This is a genomic window from Haloferax profundi (assembly GCF_001469865.1).
Lineage (GTDB): Archaea > Halobacteriota > Halobacteria > Halobacteriales > Haloferacaceae > Haloferax > Haloferax profundi.
Window position 1 is genome coordinate 1 of record NZ_LOPV01000072.1, and the last position, 23,305, is coordinate 23,305.

Sequence of the window (23,305 nt, forward strand, 5' to 3'; positions counted from 1 at the left end):
CGAGATTTGAACTCGCGAACCCCTACGGGAGCGGATCTTAAGTCCGCCGCTTTTGGCCTGGCTCAGCCACCCCCGCGCAGTTGACCGTTCTCGGAGGGACAGAAAAGTGCTTTCGTTTTACCAGTCGACCGAGAGGGTCCCGTCGCCGTGCGGGTTGGGTGATATCTCCTCGTCGGTTCGGCGGTCGACGACGTGGATGACGCCGCGACCCTTCTTCGCCGGGCACACCTCTGCGGCGCGGACGTTCTCGTCGAGTTCGTCCTCGCCGACGAAGTACGACTTCGCGCGGGCGAGACCGGTATCGAGGTCCATCTCCCAGTTGTCGGCGACTTCCGCGCACCGACCGGCCCCGAAGCACTTGTTGGCCTCGAAGATTATCTTGTAGGGCTTTTCTTCGACCGGCGGGGCGTTCTCGTCGGACCCGAAGTCACTCGGCTTCGGTCGGTCGGACTCCTCACTCATCGACGGTGCTTACAACCCGGTGGACTTTGCGCTGTCGGTCCCGGGTCGCCAGACCCCGGTGGGACTATCGGTGCCGGGACCCTATTCGACACGATGGGCGACACTCCTCGGGAGCGCTTCGGTGACCTCGTTCGCGCGGCGACGCCAAGCGAACGCCGTCACTTCGTCGCCGACGTCTGGGCCGCCCGAGGGTGGGAGACGACAGTCGACGGGTCAGTCGTCGTCGCCCGAACAGAGACGCAGACGCGACACATCGCGCTCGTGGCCAGTGGGTGGTTCGGGATTCGCCCGAGCGTTCCGGACGAAGTCGACGTCGTCGTCGCACTCGATGCCGCGGCCTTCGATGCTGCTGCGTCCGAACCCAGCGTCCACGTCTTTTCGCTCGGCGACCTCTACGAATTGGTCCGTTACGGCCTTCCTAGCGACGTAGGCGACCGACTCGTCGAAACCCACTTCGGGACGACTCTCGGCGAGCAGTCGGCGGCGACACGGCCGAGGCGTGTCTCGTTCACGTCGCGGTTCAGGTCGGCCCGGTCGGGCATCGTTCTCGTCGCCGTGGCCGCGTTGCTCACCCTCGCCATCGTCGCCACAGCAGGAGTTCCGGGCGTCGTGCCGGGACTGGGTGGTGGGGCCGAACAATCACAATCGCCCCCGAGTTCGACGCCCATGCCGACGGTGACGCCCGAACCATGGACTATCGCGCCCGGTGTGACGACTGCGGGTGTCGAGAACGCGACACTCCTCGCCACCGCACACCGGCGCGTCGTGGCGAACGAATCCTACCGGTGGACAGTCGTCTACCGAGAGTCGATTGCGGGCGACGAGACGGGCCGTGAGGTGGAAGTCGTCCACGTCGAGGAACCGCACGTGTACACCTCCGAGGTGCAGCGTGTCGGCCGACTGCGAGCGTTCCCCCGGCCGACTGCGACCGAGGACTCCTACGCCGATGGCTCGACACGCTACGCTCGCCGCCCGAACGAACCCGACGGCATCGCTGCGCGCGTTCTCGACCCTGCCGTTCGCGACGGTCCGGGACGACACGCGACCCGCGCGGAACGATACGTCGAGTGGTACCTCTCGACGGAACGGTCCCGAGTGGTGAACTCGACAGTCGAAGACGGCGTCGTGGTGTACCGCGTCGAAGGAAGTGGGAACGAGTTCCCGCGCTCCCGCGACTACGAATTCACTGCACTCGTCGAAGAAAGTGGGTTCGTCCGGTCGACGCGAGTCTCCTACGAGACGCGCGATGGACTCGGTGTCACTGTCTGGTTCGAATACGACGCCGTCGGTGACACGACGGTCACGCCGCCACAGTGGGCCGGTCCCGAGGACCGACCGACGAACCGGACCGCCGAAGACGGTGTGGCGAACCAGACTGGATAACTGTGTCTACTGGTCGACGTCGACGGATTCGAGGACGACGTCCGACACTGGCTTGTCGTTGCGGTCGGTCGGGACCGAACCGATGTCTTCGACGACGTCCATGCCATCGACGACTTCACCGAAGACGGCGTGCTTGCCGTCGAGGTGCGGTTGCGCGTCGAGCGTGATGAAGAACTGCGACCCGTTCGTGTTGGGTCCGCGGTTCGCCATCGAGAGGACGCCCGGGCCGTCGTGGCTGAGGTCCGAGTGGAACTCGTCGTCGAAGGTGTAACCCGGGCCGCCGCGGCCGGTTCCGGTCGGGTCTCCACCCTGAATCATGAAGTTGCTGATGATGCGGTGGAAGAGGATGTCCTCGTAGAGGGGTTCGCCTTCCATCGTCTCGTCTGTCTCGGGGTGGACCCACGTCTTCTCACCTGTCGCGAGGCCGATGAAGTTCTCGACGGTGTTCGGGACCTTGTCTGCGAAGAGTTCGACCGTGATGTCGCCCTTGTTCGTGTGGAGCGTGGCCGTTGGGTTGTCGCTCATACTTCGTCCGTCGTGCGGGCGAGTGAAAACCGTGCCGCCTTCGGAACAGCAGCGAGGTGACACCCAGTCGGTCCGCCGACGGTGTCGCTCTCTCGACGACAGTGGTTTTGAGTGGCCGGCGCAACGCTCGGCACGGAAGAGTGGGGCTACCAACCGGTGGGAACGGTCGCCGACGTTTTTATCTTGTAATTCTAAGACACGACCGAGATTCACATGAAGCACAACGTCGGAAGCCTCGACCGGATGGTTCGGTTCGCACTCGGTGCACTGCTCGGCGTCCTTGGTCTCGGGACACTCGCGGGTGCCGTCTCGCTCGGCCCGATTTCAGCGATGCTCGGCGGCATCGTCGCCCTCGTCCTCGGTGTCGTCTTGGTCGTGACCGGGTTCCAACAGACGTGCCCACTGTATCTGCCGTTCGGTATCGACACCTCGGGACGCAACTGACACGAATGTCCGCCAGCGAGTAAATCCCTCTGCGACCGTCTCAGTACCACCGTCGGCGTCGTGGTCCATTTTTTCACGCCGTCCCGAGTCCCCACTAACTACAAGACACCCGACCGCATTGCGTCGAATATGCACACTGCGGAGACCGTGACGCTCGCTCGCCTCCCCTCTGGCGTCCCGGTGCAGACGACGGTCCACGTCTACGAACCTGACGACGGCACGGATGGGCCGACACTCTACCTACAGGCAGCCCAACACGGCCGCGAGATAAACGGAACCGAGGTCCTTCGCCGACTCCACGGTCGACTCGAACGCTCGGACCTGACAGGCCGCGTCGTCGCCGTCCCCATCGCCGACCCCCTGACGTTCGACCGAGTGTCGTACGTCACTCCCGAGGCCATCGACTCCATACACTCCAACATGAATCGCGTCTGGCCGGGCGACCCCGACGGGTCTATTCACGAACGCATGGCCGCATCCCTGTGGGAGTACGCCGGTGACGCGGATGCTATCGTTGACCTCCACACTGGCAGTCCGGACATGCTCACCCACACGGTCTACCGCCAGAACGACGATGCCTCACGTGACCTCGCCGAAGCCTTCGGCGTCGACTTGCTCCTCGCAGAGGCCGCGGGCGAAGACGCCGAACAGGAGTGGTCTGAGCGCAACTTCGACGGCAAACTCCGTGTCGCGGCCACGGAAGCGGGTATTCCCTCTATCACGCCCGAACTCGCACACAACAAGCAACTCGTCGAATCGGCCATCGTCGCCGGCGTCGACGGCCTGCTCAACGTCTGCCGGAGTCTCGGTATCCTCCCGGGTGCCGTCGATTCGTGGGACGGCCAGACCTACCGCAACCACCTCGGGCGCGTCTCTGCCGACACGTCGGGCCTCTTCGTCGCCCGCGAGGACCTCGAACTCGGACGCGAGGTCCACCCCGGCGACCACCTCGGGTGGGTGTACGACCCGACGAAGTACACCGTCCTCCAGGAAGTCGAAGCAGAGCGTGCGGGTGTCGTCTACTCCATCACGCGCGAGGCGACGGTCACGGCAGGGAAGACGCTCGTCGGCGTGGCACTTCCGCTGGAGGAGGGCGGAAACGACGAGTTGGGCGCAGACGACCCGTTCGGTGAGGCGGACGACCAACTAGATATCTAAGAGCGCCGCTCGACTCTGTGCCGACGCTCGTCGGCGACACACCTTTGATTCTGTACACACAATGTATGTACAACGATGAGCACCAAACGGGTCAACTTCCGACTTCCGGAAGACCTGATTACGCACGCCGATATCGCTGCGGAGGTCAGCCACAAGAACCGAACAGAGATACTCGTCGAAGCTCTTAGACAGTACCTCGAAGAGAAAGAGTCCGAAGAGAGTTTCCGTGAGGCAGTCGTCGAACTCTACCTCGACGACCACATCGAGTTCGACAAACTCTCCGAGATTATCGGACGGCAGGACGCCGAGGCAGTTCGCGCCTCGAAGCAGGTCCTCGACCGGGGCGAAGAACTCGCAGACAAACTCGCAGACCTCTGAATGCTCGTCGTTGACACGAGTGCGTTCATCTCGCTCGCAGTTGGCGGCGTCTTCGAAACTGTTCTGGACGAGTTCGATATCGCCACCACACAGGCAGTCCTCGACGAACTCGAAGAGACCGCAGCCTACGACGACAATCACGGAGACGGGGAATCGACTATTCTCGACGCAGTCGCGGCTATCCGCGTCGTCGATACCACAGGCGACGAGTTCGTGACGAGTCGTATCGACGACGGCGAAGCAAGTTGTGTCGCGGCGGCCCGAGAAGTTGATGCCGCGTTTCTCATCACCGACGACTATCGGGCACTTCCAGAACTCCAGAATTTGGTCGATGCTGAGGTTGCACTCTCACCAATCGTTCTTCGTGCGTTGGTCAAACGCGATGTGCTCACCGCTGCGGAAGCGAAATCGGCGTTCGAGGCGATTGCAGAAGGGCGCGACTGGCTTGGTGCGCCGATTTACCGGTATGCTCGGCAACTCTTCGAGTGAAAACGGGGTACCGCTACCTGACTCTTAGAACTCGCGCAGGTCTTCGAGAACCTCGGCCGCGGCACCGGAGTCGATAGCCTCACGAGCCATCTCCAGACCCTCGTCGATGGAGTCGGCGTCTTCGCGCGCGTAGATACGCAGTGCCGCGTTGAGGGCGACGGCGTCGGCGAAGCGGTCCTCGCGTTCGCCCGAGAGGACTTCTTCCGTAATCGTCGCGGAGTCGCCGGCAACGTCGTCTTCGTCCACGCCGAGGTCGTCGTACTCGAAGTCCATGCCGTACTCGGCCGTCTCGATTTCGAAGTCGTCGAACTCGCCGTTCGTCCACTCCGCGACTTTCGTGTAGCCGGGGCGGATGTCGTCGTAGCCTTCCATCCCCTGGAACATGACGACGCGGCGGAGGTCGTGGTGGTGGCTCTCCTCGAACGTGTTCACCATCTTCTTGGCGAACGCGAGGTGGTAGAACGACCCGAGGTGCGTCGAGGCGTTCGCGGGGTTGGCGATGGTCTCGATGGTGTTGACGAAGGTGCGGACGCCCATGTTGTCACGGCGCTCCCAGAGGGCGTGGATAGCCGGGTTGAACTTAGGCTGGTAGTAAAAGCCGAACCCGGTGTCGTCGACCATGTCGGCGGACTCGTCGGGTTCGAGTTCCGTTCGGACGCCGAGTTCGTCGAGGACGTGCTTGTAGGCGTCCTGCTTCTGGGTCGGAACACGGTCGCCGGAGTGGACGACGACGGGCGTGCCTGCTGCGGCGGCGGTGACGCCGGCGGCGACGCCGAGAATGGCCGTCTTGCCCTTGCCGTCGTAGTTCGCGCCGCAGTCGACGGGGTCGACTTTCGGCTCGGCGTACTGGACGTGTTCAGCCATCACGTCGGTGTACGCGGCCAGTTCCTCGGCGTTGTTGTGTTTCCAGCGGTTGGCCAACCAGAACGCGCCGAGCGTCGTGTGGTCGGGTTCGTCAGCGAGGATACGCCGCATCGCTTCCATCGCCTGCGCTCGCGTCATGTCCTCGGCGGACTTCGTTCCCGTGCCGACGACTTCTGTCATCAGACGTTTCAGCGGCCACTCACCGAACTCGCTGTCGACTGCTGCCATGGTCCTACCTTCGAGTGAGCGTGCAAAAAACGTCCTGTTCGGTCCCGCCGAGCAAGACCCGTCCGGCGGTCCGAAAGCGATAGGCCCTCCGACTCCTAAGCCGTGGTAATGACCGCGCTGTCGGACGACTGGCGGGCCGACCTCGACGAGGTCGACGCCGCGCTCATCGACGAGTACCAGAGTGGCTTCCCTGTCGAAGCGCGACCCTTCCGCGTCGTCGCCGAAGACCTTGGTATCGACGAGGAGGAGGCGCTGGACCGGGTTCGCCACCTCCGCGAGAAGGGCATCTTCCGCCGGTTCGGTGCCGTCCTCAACCCACCCGTCATCGGGAGTTCGACGCTCGCTGCCGTTTCCGCCCCGGAGGAGCGATTCGACGATGTGGCCGAAGTCATCAACGGCTACCAGCAGGTGAACCACAACTACCGCCGCGACCACGAGTGGAACATGTGGTTCGTCGTCACCGCCGGGTCACGCGAGACGCGCGACCGCATCCTCTCCGAAATCGAAGACCGAACTGGCTGTGAGGTGCTCAACCTCCCGATGCTCACGGACTACTACATCGACTTGGAGTTCCCCGTGATGAACGACGACCGGTTCGCCCGCGAGAGTCTCGACGAGACCGACGTGAGCGCGACTCGAATCTCCGAGGAGGCGACAGGCGACCTCTCGGACCTCGACGCACGCCTCCTCGTGGAGATTCAAGACGGCTTCCCATTGACGAAGACTCCCTACGCAGACGTCGCAGCCGCCATCGACGCCGACACCGACGAGGTCATCGCCGCAATCGAGCGCCTCCGCGACGACGGGTGTATCAAACGCATCGGGTGTATCGTCAACCACGTCGTCACCGGCTTTCGGAACAACTGCATGGTCGTCTGGAACGTCCCCGACGACGAACTCGACGCACGCGGCGAAGTCGTCGGAAGTCTACCGTACGTCACCCTCTGTTACCACCGGCCTCGTCGTCCGGAACAGGACTGGCCGTACAACCTCTTCACGATGATTCACGGCCGCGACGCCGACGCCGTGGACGCGAAAATCGACGAACTCGCCGCCGAGTACCTCCCGTTCGACCACGAACGACTCTACTCGACGGAGACGCTCAAACAGACTGGCGCGCAGTACGAAGAACTGGTCAGTTCGTCCGAGTAAGCGACGCTTTTGCGGACATTCGCCGACAGCGACGCGTTCGACACAACCGTAATGTCGGTTGCTAGCATTATTCTACGCGAGTTATCCATGAGCACTACCTCTGGGGCAGACGAGCAATACCGATATCCACCAGGGATACGGGGGCCGTTGCGACCGTTCTCCGGTGTCGTCTGTCCGTACATCGGATTCGAGAGCGGCCACACGCTGTGGGTCGTCGCGTTCGACGAGACGCCGACGCCGGTCGACTCGTACGCCGAACTGTGGCTCGAGCGGCCAGACGGCGAGTTGGCACTCTACACATCCAGCGAGGCGGCGGAGTACATCGTGGCGTACCACGAGTTCGACCGGGTCGAAGAGGCCGCGTTCGCGTGGCAGCGTGCAGACAGCGAGGCACTCGAAGTCGGGATGGACAGCGCCGACGGGACGACGCTCGACCTTCGCGTCGACCTCACGGCGACCCCACGGACACGCGTGGCGGACACTCTCTCGTCGCTGTTTCCGGACGCCATTGCGCAGACGGCCATCGGAAGCGCGACCAGTACTCGCGTGTTCAACGCTCTCTTGCCGGCCGGTGGGTCGAAGATACGTGGGCGCACAGAGACTGGCGTCCGATACAGGGTCGACACCGACCGAATTCTCGCCGTCGACGCGGCCAGCGGGACACTCGACGGACTCGACCTCGGTGACGTGACACCGTCACGCTCGACCCGCACGCACGGAGACGTCGAATGCTGGGGGTGGCCCTACGCCCTCTTCGGTCGACTCTACCTCGAATACCCTGCACCGGGCCAACCGGTGGTCGCCTGAGTACACTGCGCGCCGGCCGTCGACTGCCCCTCGTGGCGCGCACCTCTCTTTTCGTACCCGTTCTCTCTTCGAGAGAACGGCAGTCTTGGATTATACGCTGGCGCGACCAACTAGTGTCGGTGAAACACGATGTCCTCCATTCGTCGTCGAATCACGACACACCCAATCGTCGCGTTCTTCGTCCTCTCGTTCGCGATTACCTGGGCCATCGACGCTCCGGTCCTCCTGTTCGAGTTACCGCCATCGTGGGCCACGTGGGGGCTCTTTACCCTCGGCGCTCTCGGCCCGTTCGTCGCCGCCGCCGTCGTCCTCTGGGCCGGCGGTGAGTCGATTCGTGCGTGGTTCGTGCCGCGTCTCCGCTGGCGCCTCTCGCTTCGGTGGTACGCTGCCGTCCTCGTCCTCCCACTCGTGTTCGTCGCACTCGGGACGGTCATGTACGGTCTCCTCGGGTATCCAATCGACCTGGGCGTCCTCGAGATGGGTGCGGCGTTCTACCTGACGCTCCCACTCTTCATCGTCTTCGAGGCAATCGTCGGTGGCGGGAAAGAGGAACTCGGCTGGCGTGGATTCGCGCTCCCGCGGTTACAGGCCCGGTACGGCGCGGTTCAATCCGGCCTCCTCATCGGCGTCCTCTGGGCACTCTGGCATCTTCCGTTGTTCTTCACCACGTCGGCCCCGCACGGGACGTGGCCACTCGGCCAACAGGTGCTGTGGGGCGTCAGTATGGTCGGGTTCTCGCTCGTCTTGACGTGGCTCTACAACGAGACGGGGAGCGCATGGCTGGCGATGCTCGGACACGGTGCGATGAACATCCTGAGTGGTCTCGTTCCCATCGACGCCGCCGTCGTCGGTACGCCCATCTACGACGAGGTTCGGGTGGCCGCAATCGGGACGTTTGCCGTGGCGGTGTGGGTGGTCGCACTCGTCCTCGTCGCGACTCGCGGGATGGACCATCTCTCCCGCGAACCCGCGGCGACAAGTGGGTTCCCGGAGGCGACGCCACCCGTCAGTCGTCCTGGTCGGGCAGACTGAGTCAAAAAACCGCACTCCCGTGGTTGCTACAGCGGCGACAACCGGGCTAGCAACTGCGCTCCGCGAACTGCGCCCTGCTTCGCGAGATAGCCGCTCTTGAGTGCGCCAACCTTCGCGATGTACGCCGATTTGAAGGCTCCTTTCTTCGCCAACACGCCACTCGTCAGCGCGCCGCGTTTGGCGTAGTACGCCGACTTCCGCCCCGCCGCACCCACGTAGTGTTTCGTACTCGTCGGAATCGGCGTCCGGCGTCCTTGGACCCGCGTCGAACCACTGCGAATCGCGTCGAGGACGTCGTCGGCGGTGAGCGAGGCGCGCGACACGTTGGGTATCTCGATTTCCGTGTAGGCACGGCCGACGTACCCGACTTTGTGGGCGTCGCTCCCGGCGACGCCGGGGTACTGTCTCCTCGCGGCGAATCGGCGAGCGCGGCGGTTCTTGTACCCCGTGAAGAGCCACGAGTTGTACGTCTCGATGGCGTCGAACGCGTCACCACCGGACGTGTCGTGATACCGGCCGAGTCGCCTCTTTCGGATGCCGTGGCGACTCCGCTGGAAGGGGTGCGGGACGATTGCGACGCCACCGTGGTCACGCACCCACTGGGCAGTCTCGTCGAGTGGGCGACGGCGGGGCGGGAGTTCTTCGACGCCCAGTGCGAGGAGGTGGCCGTCGGCAGTCGAGACTTCCACACCGGGGATGCCGACGAGGCCGTACATCGGTGCGAGTTGCGCCGCTCGAATGGACTCGTTGATGACGTCGTGGTCGGTGATGACGACGGCGTCGAGTCCAATCTCCGCGGCCTGCTCTAAGATGAGTTCGACCGGGTCGTGGGCGTCGTACGACCCCTCCGAGTGGACGTGCGGGTCGATTCGAACGGTCAGCGCGGACACACTCGGTGGTTAGGCGTGGGCGACGAAAAAGGCATGCCCGAATCGTGTTAGCGTCTGGCGTACGTCTCGGTGCGACGCCGTTCTACGCCACATCGACCGCACAGAGCCTGAAGAGACAGAATCCGGGAAAAACGCCGAATTGTTACACTTCCTACACAACGTCGTTTCAGCGAACCTTTACGATTTTCTCCGACGTGTGTTATCGTATGGCACCTTCAGATGGATTCGTCCCTACCGTCGAACTCGCGGACCTCCGCACGTCCGGCCGTGAAGCCGTCGGGGTGGATGGTCGTGCAATCGCGCTCTTCGTCCACGAAGGCGAGGTTCGAGCGGTCGACAACGCCTGCCCGCACATGGGCTTTCCCCTCGTCGAGGGAAGCGTCGACGACGGCGTCCTCACCTGCCACTGGCACCACGCCCGCTTCGAACTCTCGTGTGGCGACACGTTCGACCCGTGGGCCGACGACGTACTCACCTATCCGGTCGACATCCGCGACGGAACGGTCTACGTCGACCCGAACCCGGAACCGGACGACCCACCGCACGTCCACTGGTCGAACAGACTCGAAGACGGTCTCGAACAGAACCTTCGACTCGTTGTCGCGAAGTCGGTCATCGGCCTCCTCGACACCGGCGTCGACGCCACGGACCCGATGGTGACGGGGATTCGATTCGGCTGTCGATATCGGCGGCAGGGCTGGGGACCGGGTCTCACTATCCTGACCGCGATGGCGAACGTCCTCCCTGACCTCGACCCGATGGACCAGAAACGCGCGCTCTACCACGGCCTCGTGGAAGTCGGCAGCGACGTGTCGAACGAACCGCCGCAGTTCGAACAGGATGCGCTCGGCGCGACGGACACCGACTTCGAGCGACTCCTGTCGTGGTTCCGCGAGAACGTCGAAGTTCGAGACCCGTCCGGTGCAGAACGCGTCCTCCGAACCGCCATCGACGCCGGATACGACGACGAACACCTCGCGCGACTCCTCGCCACCGCGGCGACAGACCACCGCTACATCCAGACGGGACACGTCCTCGACTACGTCAACAAAGCCTGCGAGGCACTCGACCACGTCGGATGGGGATACGCCGACGAGGTGCTTCCGAGTCTCGTCCGTGGCCTCGCGACTGCAGACCGGGCCGAAGAAACCGCACAGTGGCGGCGGCCAATCAATCTCGCCGAACTCCTCGACAACGTGTTCGACGAACTGGACCGGTTCGTCGAGTTCGGGTCTGAAAAGACGTGGTCACGCCCCGACGACGTGCTCGACACCCTCCTCAGCGACGACCCGGACGCCATCGTCGACGCCCTCGTGGACGCGATTCGCCACGGTGCGACGCCCGAAGAACTCGCCGACGTCGTGGCACTCGCGGCAGGGATGCGCGTCGCACAGTTTACGACGAGCAACGAGTTCAACGACTGGAACACGGTCCACCACACGTTCACGTACGCCAACGCCGTCCACCAACTGACGAGACGGACGGACGCGGTGGAACTCTACCGCGGTGTGTTCGACGCCGCAATCAACGTCTACCTCGACCGGTTCTTGAACACGCCACCAGCACCGCTCCCGCCCGAGAACCCCGATGCCAACCCATCTGTCGAACTCGACACGCTCGAAGCGGCGTTCGACGCAGAGGGTCGGGTGAACGCCGCCGGCAAGGCCGCCGCCCACTTCCTCGACGCCGGTGGCGACCCAGCGACGCTCAGACGAGAACTCGGGAGTGCACTCCTCGTCGAAGACGCCGGATTCCACACCTATCAGGCGCTCGAAGCGGGGTTCGCACAGGCAGCGAACCGGCCGCCGGAAGAAGCACGGACGCTCTTCGTCGGTGTCGCCCGCTACCTCTCGGCGCACTCGCCGACTCGACGCGAACGTGAACAGACGTTTTCTATCGCTGCCCGCCTCCAGCGCGGCGAGTCGGTTCACGAGTAGGGCGTGACGGCGTGAGTCGCGAGGGGGTCCCCCCCTCTCTCCTCACTTCTCAACGATTCGTTCGCCCGCTTCGATACCGCTCCACAGTGCGGCGTGGACCCGACCCTCGCCAACCGTCCAGTCGCCGGCGAAGAACAGACCGTCGGGTTCGCCACGGCGGATGACCTCTCGGTTTGCGACGCCGTCGGGGAGGGCGTAGCGCCACCCTTGGTCGTCGACCCAATCGGGGTCGCGCAGTCTCTCGTCGTCGAGGAGGTCGGCGACCATGTCGGCAACGTCGTCTGCCGCCTCGTCGAGTGGGTCGTCGTAGTGTGCGTCCGACCACTCGGGACTCGGTTGTACGACGAGGAGGCTCTCGCCGTCGGGGACGTGCCCGTCTTTGCACTCCTCGCGTGCGACCCACCCGATGGGGTGTTGCTTGTCTGGGTTGACGAGCGCGTACCACGGTTCGTCGCGCTCGAACGGATAGTGGAGTATCACCGACCGAATCGTCCGATACTGGACGCTCCCAATCGCCTCTCTGAGACCGACCATACACTGGTCACCCCAGCCCATCTCGGTGAGCAGACTCGCCGTCTGGGGTGCAGGCGGCGTCAACAAGACCACGTCGTACGGTCCGTGGCGAGTCCCAGACTCGTCGACGACGGACCAGTAGGACGTGTCCGGGTTGTGGTCGATAGCCGCGACCCGCGTCTCGCGTTCGACGGTGGCGTCCGTTCTGGCGAGCAGTCGCTTGGCTAGTTGGGTGATTCCGTCGGCCCACGTCCACTTGTGTTGGTCGCGCCCGTCGCCCTTCGAGACGACTCCGTCGGCGTCGAACGTCCACACGGGTTCGTCGATATCGACCAGTCCGTCCTCGCCGAGGCTGCGAATCAGTTGCTCGGTTCGGTGGTCGTAGTCTTTGACGTAGTTGGCCCCGTGGTCGTACCGACACCCGTGTCTCCGCCGTGTCGCCGCGCGCCCACACACCCCGCGACTCTTCTCCAGAATGGTCACGTTCACGTTCGCGTCGCGGAGTGCGTAGGCCGCACCAGCCCCTGCGGCCCCCGCTCCGACGATACACACGTCGCGCGTCATCTCGACACCCCGCGTGTGAGTCCAGCCAGCATCGTCTCAATCTGTGTCTTCGATGCGCTAAAAGACTCGCACCGCGGCGGAATGCGCGGGTGAGGCGAAAACGATTCACGTCTCGCACCCGCACGAGACGTATGTACGATTCGGTCATCTTCGACCACGACGGCGTGTTGACCACGCTCGTCGATATCTCGCTCCTCCACGACGCGACGTGGGCCGCCTTCGACGAACTCGGCGTCGTCGACCCGGACCCAGAGCACGTCCGGCAGATGGTCATCCACGTCACCCCCGACGACGTGCACACCGTCGCCGACGCCTACGACCTCGACCCCGAGACGCTGTTTCGCGTCCGCGACGAGAAGTCGTCGGCCTACCAGTGCGACGCCATCGCCGACGGCCTGAAGGCGCCTTACGACGACTTCGACGCGATTCGCCGAATCGACGCGCCGATGGGAATCGTCTCGAGCAACCAGCAAGCGACGATAGACTACGTCCTCGACCACCTCGACGCGACGGAGTTGTTCGGGACGGCCTACGGCCGGGAACCGTCGATGACGAGTCTCCACCGAAAGAAACCCGAACCCTACTACCTCGAACAGGCGATGTCCGACCTCGGTGTCGAGTCTCCGCTCTTCGTCGGTGACAGCGACGTCGACATCGCCGCTGCCCACGCGGCGGGCGTCGATTCGGCGTTCATCCGCCGTGACCACCGCGCCGACCACACGCCTTCGCCCGACCCGACACACGAGGTATCCGGACTCGACGACTTGCTCGCTATCGACGGTGTTCCCGTCGCCACCGACGGTGGCCGCACCGACTCGTCGTCCGCTGGTGACGGAGTGACCCGATGACTCGCGTCCCACAACTCGGCCTCGGAACGATGGGGCTGGATACACCCGAGGAGGCCAGCGCTGTGACGACGGCACTGGAGATGGGCTACCGCCACGTCGACACGGCACAGATATACGAGAACGAGGCAGTCGTCGGCGACGCCGTCGCCGCCGCAGAGACGCCACGAGACGATATCTATCTCGCGACCAAAGTCTGGGCGGACAGTCTCGCCTACGACGACGTGCTCCGAACCACCGACGAGAGTCTCGACCGTCTCGGAACCGACTACGTGGACCTCCTGTACGTCCACCGTCCCGTCGAGACGTACGACCCACCCGAGACACTGGCGGCCTTCGACGAACTCGTGGACGACGGACGTGCACGTGCCGTCGGGGTGAGCAACTTCACCGTCGGTGAGTTGGACGAGGCACTCGACCTGCTGGACGCACCACTCGTCGCTCACCAGACGGAGTACCACCCGTTGTTCCAGCGTCCGGAACTCCTCGAACACGCCGACGAGCACGGGTACAGTGTGGTCGCGTACTCACCACTCGCGGGCGGACAGGTCGGCGACGTCGACGAAGTCGTCTCGGTCGCAACGAAGCACGACGTGACCCCTGAATCGGTGAGTCTGGCGTGGTTGGCCACGAAAGGTGTGTGCATCATCCCGAAAGCGTCGAGTGAGAGACACCTCAGGGCCAACCTCGAAGCGGTGACTATCGACCTCGACGACGAAGATATTGCCGCTATCGATAGCGTCGAACGCGAAGTCGAGCTCTACCCAGAGTGAGAGATGTGCCGTCCGACGGGGCAGAAATATCACTCGTGATACCTGTCCCGGAATGATTATAATAGGACGCACGGTGTGTCCGACCATGCGGATTCCGAGTGGGGTAAGCGGGTTCGACGAACTCATCCAGGGTGGTTTCCTTCCACGACGTCTCTACGTGTTGAGTGGGCCGCCGGGGAGTGGAAAGACGACGTTCACGGCGCAGTTCATCGCCGAAGGACTTCGAAACGGCGAACAGTGCATGTACATCACCATGCACGAAACCGAAGAGGAACTCATCAACGACATGTCGAGTTTCGACTTCGGGTTCGAGACGCTGACGAATTCGGATGGCTTCCGGTACATCAACCTCGTGAGTCCGAAGGGGAAACACCTCCTCAACCAGTTCTCACAGAGTGGCAGCACGTCGAACGTGCAGAGCCTCACCGACAAGATTGTCGCCTTCGTCAACTCTCGACAGGTCGACCGTCTCGTCATCGACTCGACGATGCTCTTGCGTCTGTTCTTCGCCAACGGGTCCGAAGAGATGACGCGCTTTCTCACCGCGCTCAAGCAGGGCGACGCGACGACGCTCCTCATCTCCGAGATGACCGACCCCTCGTCGTACTCTGACGAGCACTTCCTCGCTCACGGTGTCGTCTTCTTCCACAACTACCTCGAAGCGACGGGGATGACACGCGGGATTCAGGTCATCAAGATGCGCGGGACGAACATCGACTGCGACATCCGGTCGCTCTCCTTCACCGACAACGGGCTCGTGGTAGACCCCCGGTCGAAGGTCGACCTCTGAGGGACCATGTACGAACGGGCCTTCGGGACGGACTGGCGGACGATTTCGGACGAAGAGGCCATCCGCCGGATGTACGCACTCGGCGTCTCTACCGCCCTCGGTGCGCCGAACCCGAGCGAGTTCGAGCGGATTCGCCGGCAGGCGAGCACCGCCTACGGCCGGAGCGTCCTCCAACTCTCCTTCGAAGAGGGGAAACAGCGTGTCGCCCGCAACAGAGGCGAGTACGACACGAAACAAGAACTGTGGGACGCACTCGTCGACGAGGAGACGACGCCGAAGACGACGGGTCGGGCCGACGTGGCCATGCGGAAGCCAACAGACAAGCAGGGTGTCCCGGAGGCAGTCGGTCGAATCGACGTGCTCGACCTCCAGTCAGACGATTTCGCACGGCTTCGACTTCCTGACTTCCTCCGACGAGAGTAGCCGACGCCGCTTTCTTTCTGGGGTTCGTCTCTTCACGCATGAGCGACGCTGAATTCACTCTCTCGGAGGCAGAGTGGCGGGAACGACTCTCCAAGGACGCCTACCGCGTCCTCCGAGAACAGGGGACCGAACCACGGTTCTCGGGCGACCACGTCGACCGCTCTGAAGACGGCGTCTACCGCTGTGTCGGCTGTGGAACGGAGTTGTTCACCTCCGAGACCAAGTACGACTCGCACTGCGGGTGGCCGAGTTTCTACGACGCCACCGACTCGAACATCGAACTCCGCCGCGACCTGAGCCACGGGATGGACCGCACCGAAGTCGTGTGCTCGACTTGCGGTGGTCACCTCGGCCACGTCTTCGACGACGGCCCACAACCGACGGGCAAACGCTACTGCATCAACTCGGTCGTGCTCGACTTCGAACCAGAATCAGACGAATAGCGACGTTTCACGCGCCCTACGCCGAACTCTGGTACGTGAGGAACGTGATTGCGACGGCCGCGAACAGGTCCGGGAGGAACGTAAACGGCCCCAGACCACTCCCACGGAAGCCCAGTAGGAGCGAGAGGAGCGGACTCGACGTGAGCGCGTACAGGAGCAACGCTGCGGTGAAGAGCAGCAACTCAGCGTGAAGTGGTTCGGCAGGTCACGGACTTCTGGCGCGCACGAGGGACGCCAAACTGGCGGGTTAGGACGCATCTAACGGCTGAACAGTCACGGTAGCCGACTCGTACCAAACAGCGATGCCGACGTACGAGAAATATGTCTCGCGGCTACTCCACCACCCATCACACACCTCGTCGGAACTCGTCGGTCACACCGTATGTTCTCGTCGTCGGTGGACTCGTCCTGTTCTGCCTCGCCGTCCTCGCGCCAGTCTCAGACATCTCCGCCGGACTCACGCTCTCGAGTCTCACGACCAGTGGCACCGTTCCCGCACTCGATGGCCGTACCCTCGTCGTGAGTGGCGGACTCTTACTCGTCAGCGCGGTATCGACACTGTTCGGCCTCGTCCTCTTGTTCATCAGATTGACGTAGCGCCCGGGTGGTCGCGTCGTTCGTACACCTGCCGCGATTCGTCTCCGTTCGTCGCCCGTCGGTCCGGAAAACAGTGTCCAGCAATCACCGCGGTAGCCTCGCTCGCGAGACGTACTCGTTCAGACGGTCAGTCGGCCTTGATGGGGGTCGCCAGCACGGGAATATCCGACTCGATGACGACGGACCGCGAGACGCTTCCGAGGATGTTGTCTTCGAATCGGGCGTGCGTTCCCATCGCGATGAGGTCCGCGTCGATTTCCCGTGCGTAGTCGAGAATCTCGTCTGCCGGGTCGCCGCGGCGGAGCGTGGTCTCGGCGTCGACGCCGTACTCAGCCATGGCCTCTTTGGCCACGTCGAGGGCGGCCGCGCCCTTCGATTCGAGTTCGTCGCACACCTCGTCTTGTCGCTCTGGTGCGAGCGTCAAGAACGCGCGCTTGTCGACCACGTACAGCAGGAACACCGACGCCTCGCGCTCTGCGGCAAACGCAGCGGCGTCTTCTACGATTGGCGTCATGGAATCGCTCCCGTCGATTGGCACGAGGATGGTGTCGTACATCAAGCGGAGATTAGACTCCAACTGTATCAACCCTCTTAGTCGGTTCCCGCGTGTTGGGAACTACCAACCCTGCGACAGTCACAGACGGTGGTACCGCCGTCGCTACATCGACGTTGGAACAGTGTCCTGCAACGCAGATGGCGGGCGCTCAGAATTCGGTGCCTGACGAGGGGTCACCCTCGTCGGTTGGTTCGCCCCCACCCGTTGTGTCGGACTCCCCATCGTCAACTTCGTCGGTGTCTTCTTCGTCGCCGGATGTCGACTCGTCGGTCGACTCGGAATCCGGTTCTGCCACGAGTGTGGATTCGGCGTACGACTCGGCGCGTCGTTTCCAGTCTGTCACGCGCCGTTCGGAGACATCGGCCGCCGCCGCGATGTCTTCGTCGCCAGCATTTCGGAGTGCCGACACCGTATCGATTCCACTGGCCCGGAGGCGAGTGGCGTACGCCTCACCGATTCCGCGGATGTTCCGCAGGTCTTCTGGGTCGCGTTCTTCTTCGACTACCGTCTCGACAGCCGGGACGATGTCTGCGAGTTGTTCGGTCATCGCATCGACTCGCCCGTCGAGTCCATCGACGCGTGATTCGAGGTGATCGACTCTCTCGACGATATCCTCGTGGGTATGGTCGGTCCCAGTCTCTTCTGGCGAGGCTTTGGTCACACCTTCGACACCGGCTTCGACACCTGCGCCGATTGCAGTCTCGTCGGCTTGTTCTTCAGCCTCGGACGATTCGCCGGGTGCTGCTTCGCCTGCTTCTGAGTCGCTGCCTGATTCCGACTGTGTCTCTTCCCCTTCGGCGACTTCAGTCGCCCCCTCACCTTCGACTCCTTCCTCCTCCTCTTCTTCTCCGCTTTCTTCGGACCCCGATTCCGCCTCCTCTTCGCCTTCCTCGGACTCCGTTTTGTCTTCGTTCTCTTCTTCCTCTCCTTCCTCTCCTTCCTCTTCTTCGTCCTCGCTCTCTCCTTCCTCTTCTTCTTCTACTTTGGTCTCTCCCGCCGCCTCTTCTCTTCGTTCGTTCCTGTCGCGTTCGGCCGCGACTTCGTCTGGGAGGATGTAGACGAGTGCCTCCGCGGGCACGTAGCCGACAACCTTCTTTCGCTTCTTGTCGGACGTGAGAACGACACCACCGGAGTCGAGCGCTTTGTACCCACCGCACTCGAAACTCGTACCGTCTGTGAGGTAGACTTTCATGGTCTATAGTAACCACTCTAACAGGATGAGTGTTTTCGGTACACCCACGGGTCTTTATTCGTTCGCGGGACGCTCTGGACGCATGCACGTATTTGTCATCGGCGGAACAGGGCTTCTGGGCCGAGACATCGTCCGGCGACTCGCCGACGCCGGCCACGACGTAACGAGTTTTCAGCGAGGTGAGACGGGCGGGTCCCTCCCCGAGGGAGTCACCCGCGTCACTGGTGACCGCGGAGACGACGCAGCACTCCGTGCCGCCGTTCACGACGCCGACCCGTCTGTGGTGGTCGATTTGGCGTGCTTCGACGCAGATGCTGCTCGTTCGGCCGTCGAAATATGCGACGGCGTCGTCGACCGATACGTGTTCTGCAGCACGATAGACGTGTACCACCGACCGCCACCGAAGAATCCCGTCGCCGAATCGAGTCCCCGAAATCCCCCCGTGAGCGACTACGCCGCCGGCAAGATTGCCGCCGAAGACGTGTTCTTCGATGCGCACGAATCCGGCGTCTTCGACGTCGTCGTCCTCCGTCCGTGGAACACCTACGGCGAAGGCGGAACCCTCGTCCACACCCTCGGCATGGGGTCGTACTACGTCGACAGAATCCGCGCGGGGAAACCCATCGTCGTCCACGGCGACGGCACATCGCTGTGGGGGCCGTGCCACACCGAGGACGTGGCCCGGGCGTTCCGTGGCGCAGTCGAACGCCCCGGCGTCGGTGGCCGGGCGTACAACGTCACGAGCGAAGAGACGATGACGTGGAACCAGTACCACCGACGCGTGGCGTCTGCCCTCGACGCACCCGAACCGGACCTCGTCCACATCCCCACGGACGTTCTCCGACGCGTCGCCCCGGAGCGGACACGGATGCTCCGTGACCACTTCCAGTACAGCACCGTCTTCGACAACTCGCGCGCCATCGCGGACCTCGGCTTCCGCTACACGGTCGATTTCGAGACGGGTGTCGGGCGGACTGTCGAGTGGTTAGACGACCACGACGCAGTCGAGCGCTGGGAGACAGAACCGCTGGACGACACGCTCGTCGCCGCGTGGACCGAAGCGACCGACTCGTTCGTCGACTCGTTCGAGGACGCCAACTAACGCCGGCCACTGTTCGCAGTCGTCGCAACGGCGCTCACTCGGGTTTCTGAAGAATCAACTCCTCACAGGCGTGCTGGTGGGGTTCGCCTGCGGAGTCGTCGTCGAAGACGTAGTCGTCGGCGTGGAGCACGGCCCACCCGTCGTAGTACGAACGCAGTTCACCGGGGTCGTACAGGTACTCGTTGTCTCCCCAGTCGGGGGCGGGTGCGACGTCGGGGTGGTCGACGAACGCCCACACCGCGTGGACGCCGCCGGGTTGCGTCGCGTCACGGAAGTGTTCGAACTGCGACGCTCGGTTCTCCGGACGAATATACTGGAGGGTCCCGATAGAGTAGACGAGGTCCCACTGTGAGTCGAACGTCAGGTCGTTCACGTCGCCGCGGCGGGTGTCGAGTTCGACACCTCGGTCTGCGGCCAATCGTTCTGCCTTGTCGAGGCCGTTGGGCGCGATATCGATAGCCGTCGTGTCGAATCCCTGCTCGGCGAAGTAGACTGCATCGCGTCCCTCTCCTGCACCGACGTCGACGACGGAGGGATGTGTCTCGGCCGAGACGGCGTCGGCGACACGAGTCGCGAGTCCATTCGGTTCGGTTCCCCAGTAGTATTCGTCACCGTCGTAGATTCGTTGTAACTCCTCGAATCGCATGACTGTGAGGCCTCGGCGAACGAAAATAAATCCCGAGGAGGTCAGATGTGGTCGAACGGTTCGGGGTACGAAAGCGGGCCACCCGTCTCCGGGTCGTCGCCAACCGTGGCGAGCATGAATACCTCTGGCGGCGTCTCCAACGGGTTCTCGAACCCACGGATGCCTGCGGGATGGAAGCCGAACCGTGAGTAGAACACCGGGTCACCGTGGAGGAAGACGAGGTCGAACCCTCCCTCGGCGGCGGCGTCGAGGGCCGCTTCGACCAACGAAGTCCCGATTCCTCGGCCCTGCTCTTCCGGAACGACGCCGACAGGGGCGAGCGTGAGTGCCGGAATCGACGGGGCGTCTTCGACCGTGATTCGCGTACAGAGGACGTGCCCGACGACGTCGTCGTCCTCGCGAGCGACGAGCGAGAGCGAGGGTTCGAACGCGTCATTTTCGCGGAGGGCATCGACGAGTATCGCCTCGTCGTCGGTGGGGAAGGCGGCGGCGTGGACTGCGGCGACGGCGTCGGTATCGGCAGGAGTCTCCTGTGTGATGAGGACCATCGTGTGGTCTGAGACTGCCCGCCGGCTAAGCACACTCGATTCTCTCGTCTCGTGAGAACTGACAGAGGTTTTTCACCGATAGTAGGGCGATATACTCGTATGATTCGAGGACTACTCGCCGTGTTCGGCATCGTAGAACTGCTGTTTCCCGACCAACTCGTCGACGCGCTGACTCGCGTCGCCTACGAAGACGGCGACGAGATGACGGCGAAGCCGTGGGTGACGACGGTGGCGCGAATCGAGGGCGCAGTCTTCGTCTTCCTCGCCCTGTTCGTCGTCGGCCGACGGTGTGGAAGCGACGACGAATAACGCTGTCCTGCTCACTTTTCGCGTCGCTCGTGGTCGGCCAGTCGAGACGCGACGTTCACAGGACAGCGTCGTGACTCTTCCCAAGCGAGAAACGTAGAAGTGAGAACAGAGACGAGAGACGCTGCGACTCGATTAGGCGAGTTCGGCGAACGCGAGCGATCCACTCGTGTTCTTGATGTAGACGCGGACGGTCTGGCCTTCCTGGGCACCGGGGACGAAGATGGTGTACTTCCCGCGCTGGGCGACGCCGTCGCCCTTGCGGCCAGTCCCGGTGATTTCGACTTCGTAGGTGCGCCCTTCTTCCACTGCTTCGCGCTGGCGCTTCTTGCTCGTACTGGAGCGTTTCTGGACGGGTCGGAAGGCACCACACGCCTCACAGCGAAGCATGTCGACGCCGTCTTCGGTCACGAGGCGTGTGTCGGGGAGGCCACACTCGGAGCACGTGACGTACTCTTCGACGTAGTCGTCGAGGGCCTCTTCGAAGTCGTTGATGGAGAACGACCCACTGTAGCGGGCGCGGTCGCCTTCGAGTTGGCCGCTCGTACCGAACGTGCGCTGGATGGCACTGTGGAGGTGTTCGGTCGTCCGCGAGAGTGCGTCGGCGATTTCGCCGAGGTTGGTGAGACGCGTGAACGCGCCGTCTGTCTCGCCTTCGGGGTCTGGTATCTTCAGGCGTTCTTGTTCGACGTTTCGTTCCGGAAGGATATCGAGCGCCCGGTCGAGCGCAGATTGATACTCCATAGGCCTTGGAGTGTCTGCCGACGTATAGCCGTTCCGTGAGCGTCTTTCCCGAGGACGCGACGAGGGTGGAACCGCCCCGTCGTTCGATGACGGCACGAGCGAACCGAAGCGACTCCATTCGGCGCCACTGGTCTTCGTTTCAAAATCATCCCGTGCGGAACTGGTCGGTACTCCTTCGGTGCTGGCGCTCGAATCAATTCGTATGGGGTACACGTGGCAGTACTACGACCTGGTTCTCGCGGGAATCTTCCTGAGTCTCGTCCTCGGGGTTCTCGTCGGACAGCTCACCGCGATGGAACCGACGACTGCCGTCGTCGGGTTCAGTTTCGTCGCAGCAGCGGTGATGGGTCACGGCCTGTTCGTCAACGGTCCAGTGGACCAACCGACAGACCTCACCGACGAAGTCGACGCGCTGAACTGAACGTCTGCGACGACTCGCCGCCGGTCACTCCCCTTCTCGCCTCGCCGTCGTCAGTCAGACGCGTCCACGACGGTGTTCGTGAGTGTGCCGACGCCTTCGTACCAAATCTCGACGTCGTCACCGGGTTCGACGAGTCCGGGGTTCGCCGGACTGCCGAACGAGACGACGTCGCCCGGTTTGAACGTGTAACGCTCCGAGAGGAACGAGACGACCTCGGCGGGTGAAAACAGCATCTGCTGGGTGTTCGCTTCCTGCCGCAACTCGCCGCCGACGTGGGTCGTCATGTCGAGGTCGGACGGGTCGACGTCGGTCTCTATCCACGGGCCGAGTGGACCGGACCCGTCGAACGCCTTTCGAGCGGTCCGTCCCGGTTGGTCGAGGGCGTCGAGGTCGTTCAGGATGGTGTACCCGCGGACGACGTCGGAAACCTCGTCTTCGGCCACGTCGTGGCACTCGTGGTCGATGACGGCGGCCAACTCCCCCGCGTAGGTCAGTTCGTCGGTCCACGACGGGTACTCGATGTCTGCACCGGGGTCGAGCACTGAGACGGGTGGCTTGATGAACCAGTCCGGTTGGTCGGGAATGTCGTAGTCCATCTGGTCGACTGTCGCCGCGTAGTTGCGGCCGACGCAGTAGAGTGCAGACGGTTCACACGGCGCGAGTAAGTCGGCGTCGACGCCGACTTCGTACTCCTCGCCGTCGACCGTCACGAGGCCCTCGTCGTACCGTCCTGTCGCGACACCGTCGTCGGTTCGAATCCGTGCCAATCGCATCGCTGTGGAGTGGACGCTCCACTCACTTCAAGCGATGTGTCTGCGCAAGGTGAGAACAGAAAACGGCCGTCGATGGGGTGAGCTCAGTCGGCCGTCGACGTCCCGGCGGAACCGGGTGCACGCATGGACTTGAGGGCGCTGTAGATGACAGCGCCGGCGACCATGAACGCAGACCCGAGGATGAGCGCGAGGCTGACGTAGTCGAGGACGCCCATGCCGAGGTAGTTACCGGCCTGCCGGACGGCGACTGCGAGAGCGCCGAGCAGCAGCATCAGGCCGAAGTAAATCTTGATTTCGTCCTCGTTGACGATGGACGTCGC

30 protein-coding genes and 1 pseudogene are annotated in these 23,305 nt (G+C 63.3%); 18 read left to right on the plus strand and 13 right to left on the minus strand.

Annotated features, from left to right (window positions below; all coding sequences use genetic code 11):
• Positions 1-117 precede the first annotated feature (117 nt).
• Positions 118-462: a ferredoxin gene (locus AUR66_RS03640; protein WP_058571151.1), complete on the minus strand. Its 345-nt coding sequence runs from the start codon at positions 460-462 to the stop codon at positions 118-120.
• A gap of 93 nt (positions 463-555) precedes the next feature.
• Here AUR66_RS03640 and AUR66_RS03645 point away from each other — a divergent pair, with 93 nt between their 5' ends.
• Positions 556-1,845 (plus strand): hypothetical protein, encoded by a 1,290-nt coding sequence (locus AUR66_RS03645; protein WP_058571152.1) that lies wholly within the window; start codon positions 556-558, stop codon positions 1,843-1,845.
• Positions 1,846-1,851: 6 nt separating this feature from the next.
• On the opposite strand, the gene AUR66_RS03650 is transcribed toward AUR66_RS03645, so the two are convergent.
• A complete protein-coding gene (locus AUR66_RS03650; RefSeq protein ID WP_058571153.1) occupies positions 1,852-2,370 on the minus strand; it encodes a peptidylprolyl isomerase in 519 nt (172 codons plus the stop codon).
• A gap of 213 nt (positions 2,371-2,583) precedes the next feature.
• Here AUR66_RS03650 and AUR66_RS03655 point away from each other — a divergent pair, with 213 nt between their 5' ends.
• From AUR66_RS03655 to AUR66_RS03670, 4 genes are all read left to right on the plus strand, one after another.
• Positions 2,584-2,814, plus strand: a complete 231-nt coding sequence (locus tag AUR66_RS03655) for a YgaP family membrane protein (protein ID WP_058571154.1) — start codon at positions 2,584-2,586, stop codon at positions 2,812-2,814.
• Between the two features lie 129 nt (positions 2,815-2,943).
• Complete coding sequence (locus AUR66_RS03660) at positions 2,944-3,972, plus strand: succinylglutamate desuccinylase/aspartoacylase family protein (RefSeq protein WP_058571155.1); 1,029 nt, start codon at positions 2,944-2,946, stop codon at positions 3,970-3,972.
• A 75-nt stretch (positions 3,973-4,047) separates the two neighbouring features.
• Positions 4,048-4,350, plus strand: coding sequence for a hypothetical protein (locus AUR66_RS03665; RefSeq protein ID WP_058571156.1), 303 nt, complete (start codon positions 4,048-4,050; stop codon positions 4,348-4,350).
• Complete coding sequence (locus tag AUR66_RS03670; RefSeq protein ID WP_058571157.1) at positions 4,351-4,839, plus strand: hypothetical protein; 489 nt, start codon at positions 4,351-4,353, stop codon at positions 4,837-4,839.
• 24 nt (positions 4,840-4,863) lie between these two features.
• Here AUR66_RS03670 and AUR66_RS03675 read toward each other — a convergent pair whose 3' ends face one another.
• Positions 4,864-5,931 carry an anthranilate phosphoribosyltransferase gene (locus AUR66_RS03675; protein WP_058571158.1) on the minus strand — a complete coding sequence of 356 codons (1,068 nt, stop codon included), beginning with the start codon at positions 5,929-5,931 and terminating at the stop codon, positions 4,864-4,866.
• A 108-nt stretch (positions 5,932-6,039) separates the two neighbouring features.
• On the opposite strand from AUR66_RS03675, the gene ahbB reads away from it, so the two are divergent.
• The 3 genes from ahbB (at position 6,040) to AUR66_RS03690 (ending at position 8,922) form a co-directional block, all read left to right on the plus strand.
• Positions 6,040-7,083, plus strand: a complete 1,044-nt coding sequence (gene ahbB, locus AUR66_RS03680; RefSeq protein WP_058571159.1) for a siroheme decarboxylase subunit beta — start codon at positions 6,040-6,042, stop codon at positions 7,081-7,083.
• An 87-nt stretch (positions 7,084-7,170) separates the two neighbouring features.
• The gene (locus tag AUR66_RS03685; RefSeq protein WP_157532983.1) at positions 7,171-7,890 is read left to right on the plus strand and encodes a hypothetical protein; all 720 of its coding nucleotides are present in this window, start codon (positions 7,171-7,173) and stop codon (positions 7,888-7,890) included.
• A gap of 129 nt (positions 7,891-8,019) precedes the next feature.
• Positions 8,020-8,922, plus strand: a complete 903-nt coding sequence (locus AUR66_RS03690; RefSeq protein ID WP_058571161.1) for a CPBP family intramembrane glutamic endopeptidase — start codon at positions 8,020-8,022, stop codon at positions 8,920-8,922.
• A 26-nt stretch (positions 8,923-8,948) separates the two neighbouring features.
• Here the strand turns inward: AUR66_RS03690 and AUR66_RS03695 are convergent, their stop codons facing one another.
• Entirely contained in the window at positions 8,949-9,812 is an 864-nt protein-coding gene (locus AUR66_RS03695; RefSeq protein ID WP_058571162.1) for a CehA/McbA family metallohydrolase, read from the minus strand.
• Between the two features lie 206 nt (positions 9,813-10,018).
• On the opposite strand from AUR66_RS03695, the gene AUR66_RS03700 reads away from it, so the two are divergent.
• On the plus strand, positions 10,019-11,749 hold the full coding sequence (locus tag AUR66_RS03700) for a Rieske (2Fe-2S) protein (RefSeq protein WP_058571163.1): 1,731 nt from the start codon (positions 10,019-10,021) through the stop codon (positions 11,747-11,749).
• Between the two features lie 42 nt (positions 11,750-11,791).
• Here the strand turns inward: AUR66_RS03700 and AUR66_RS03705 are convergent, their stop codons facing one another.
• A complete protein-coding gene (locus tag AUR66_RS03705; RefSeq protein ID WP_058571164.1) occupies positions 11,792-12,826 on the minus strand; it encodes an NAD(P)/FAD-dependent oxidoreductase in 1,035 nt (344 codons plus the stop codon).
• 131 nt (positions 12,827-12,957) lie between these two features.
• On the opposite strand from AUR66_RS03705, the gene AUR66_RS03710 reads away from it, so the two are divergent.
• The 5 genes from AUR66_RS03710 to msrB all read left to right on the plus strand — a co-directional run bounded on the left by AUR66_RS03710 (position 12,958) and on the right by msrB (position 16,100).
• Positions 12,958-13,674: an HAD family hydrolase gene (locus tag AUR66_RS03710; protein WP_058571165.1), complete on the plus strand. Its 717-nt coding sequence runs from the start codon at positions 12,958-12,960 to the stop codon at positions 13,672-13,674.
• Entirely contained in the window at positions 13,671-14,444 is a 774-nt protein-coding gene (locus AUR66_RS03715) for an aldo/keto reductase (protein ID WP_058571166.1), read from the plus strand. Before AUR66_RS03710 ends, AUR66_RS03715 begins: the two co-directional genes overlap by 4 nt.
• Before the next feature lie 85 nt (positions 14,445-14,529).
• Complete coding sequence (locus tag AUR66_RS03720; RefSeq protein ID WP_058571167.1) at positions 14,530-15,234, plus strand: RAD55 family ATPase; 705 nt, start codon at positions 14,530-14,532, stop codon at positions 15,232-15,234.
• A 6-nt stretch (positions 15,235-15,240) separates the two neighbouring features.
• Positions 15,241-15,657 carry a hypothetical protein gene (locus tag AUR66_RS03725; RefSeq protein WP_058571168.1) on the plus strand — a complete coding sequence of 139 codons (417 nt, stop codon included), beginning with the start codon at positions 15,241-15,243 and terminating at the stop codon, positions 15,655-15,657.
• A gap of 38 nt (positions 15,658-15,695) precedes the next feature.
• On the plus strand, positions 15,696-16,100 hold the full coding sequence (gene msrB / locus AUR66_RS03730) for a peptide-methionine (R)-S-oxide reductase MsrB (protein ID WP_058571169.1): 405 nt from the start codon (positions 15,696-15,698) through the stop codon (positions 16,098-16,100).
• A gap of 16 nt (positions 16,101-16,116) precedes the next feature.
• Here the strand turns inward: msrB and AUR66_RS03735 are convergent, their stop codons facing one another.
• Positions 16,117-16,281 (minus strand): hypothetical protein, encoded by a 165-nt coding sequence (locus AUR66_RS03735; protein ID WP_231727749.1) that lies wholly within the window; start codon positions 16,279-16,281, stop codon positions 16,117-16,119.
• A gap of 140 nt (positions 16,282-16,421) precedes the next feature.
• Here AUR66_RS03735 and AUR66_RS03740 point away from each other — a divergent pair, with 140 nt between their 5' ends.
• Positions 16,422-16,697: a hypothetical protein gene (locus AUR66_RS03740; RefSeq protein WP_058571170.1), complete on the plus strand. Its 276-nt coding sequence runs from the start codon at positions 16,422-16,424 to the stop codon at positions 16,695-16,697.
• A 127-nt stretch (positions 16,698-16,824) separates the two neighbouring features.
• On the opposite strand, the gene AUR66_RS03745 is transcribed toward AUR66_RS03740, so the two are convergent.
• Both AUR66_RS03745 and AUR66_RS03750 read right to left on the minus strand, forming a co-directional pair.
• Entirely contained in the window at positions 16,825-17,253 is a 429-nt protein-coding gene (locus AUR66_RS03745) for a universal stress protein (RefSeq protein WP_058571171.1), read from the minus strand.
• A 148-nt stretch (positions 17,254-17,401) separates the two neighbouring features.
• A complete protein-coding gene (locus AUR66_RS03750; protein WP_058571172.1) occupies positions 17,402-18,445 on the minus strand; it encodes a helix-hairpin-helix domain-containing protein in 1,044 nt (347 codons plus the stop codon).
• Between the two features lie 82 nt (positions 18,446-18,527).
• On the opposite strand from AUR66_RS03750, the gene AUR66_RS03755 reads away from it, so the two are divergent.
• On the plus strand, positions 18,528-19,547 hold the full coding sequence (locus tag AUR66_RS03755; protein WP_058571173.1) for an NAD-dependent epimerase/dehydratase family protein: 1,020 nt from the start codon (positions 18,528-18,530) through the stop codon (positions 19,545-19,547).
• Positions 19,548-19,581: 34 nt separating this feature from the next.
• Here the strand turns inward: AUR66_RS03755 and AUR66_RS03760 are convergent, their stop codons facing one another.
• Both AUR66_RS03760 and AUR66_RS03765 read right to left on the minus strand, forming a co-directional pair.
• A complete protein-coding gene (locus AUR66_RS03760) occupies positions 19,582-20,193 on the minus strand; it encodes a methyltransferase domain-containing protein (protein ID WP_058571174.1) in 612 nt (203 codons plus the stop codon).
• 41 nt (positions 20,194-20,234) lie between these two features.
• On the minus strand, positions 20,235-20,774 hold the full coding sequence (locus AUR66_RS03765) for a GNAT family N-acetyltransferase (protein WP_157532984.1): 540 nt from the start codon (positions 20,772-20,774) through the stop codon (positions 20,235-20,237).
• Positions 20,775-20,840: 66 nt separating this feature from the next.
• Between AUR66_RS03765 and AUR66_RS03770 the strand changes: the two genes are divergently transcribed.
• A complete protein-coding gene (locus AUR66_RS03770; RefSeq protein ID WP_058571176.1) occupies positions 20,841-21,050 on the plus strand; it encodes a hypothetical protein in 210 nt (69 codons plus the stop codon).
• A 132-nt stretch (positions 21,051-21,182) separates the two neighbouring features.
• On the opposite strand, the gene AUR66_RS03775 is transcribed toward AUR66_RS03770, so the two are convergent.
• Positions 21,183-21,791 carry a translation initiation factor IF-2 subunit beta gene (locus AUR66_RS03775; RefSeq protein ID WP_058571177.1) on the minus strand — a complete coding sequence of 203 codons (609 nt, stop codon included), beginning with the start codon at positions 21,789-21,791 and terminating at the stop codon, positions 21,183-21,185.
• 202 nt (positions 21,792-21,993) lie between these two features.
• Here AUR66_RS03775 and AUR66_RS03780 point away from each other — a divergent pair, with 202 nt between their 5' ends.
• The gene (locus tag AUR66_RS03780) at positions 21,994-22,212 is read left to right on the plus strand and encodes a hypothetical protein (protein WP_058571178.1); all 219 of its coding nucleotides are present in this window, start codon (positions 21,994-21,996) and stop codon (positions 22,210-22,212) included.
• Positions 22,213-22,262: 50 nt separating this feature from the next.
• Here AUR66_RS03780 and AUR66_RS03785 read toward each other — a convergent pair whose 3' ends face one another.
• The gene (locus AUR66_RS03785) at positions 22,263-22,985 is read right to left on the minus strand and encodes a fumarylacetoacetate hydrolase family protein (protein WP_058571179.1); all 723 of its coding nucleotides are present in this window, start codon (positions 22,983-22,985) and stop codon (positions 22,263-22,265) included.
• An 83-nt stretch (positions 22,986-23,068) separates the two neighbouring features.
• Positions 23,069-23,305: pseudogene (locus tag AUR66_RS03790) on the minus strand (sulfite exporter TauE/SafE family protein); the annotation flags it as partial.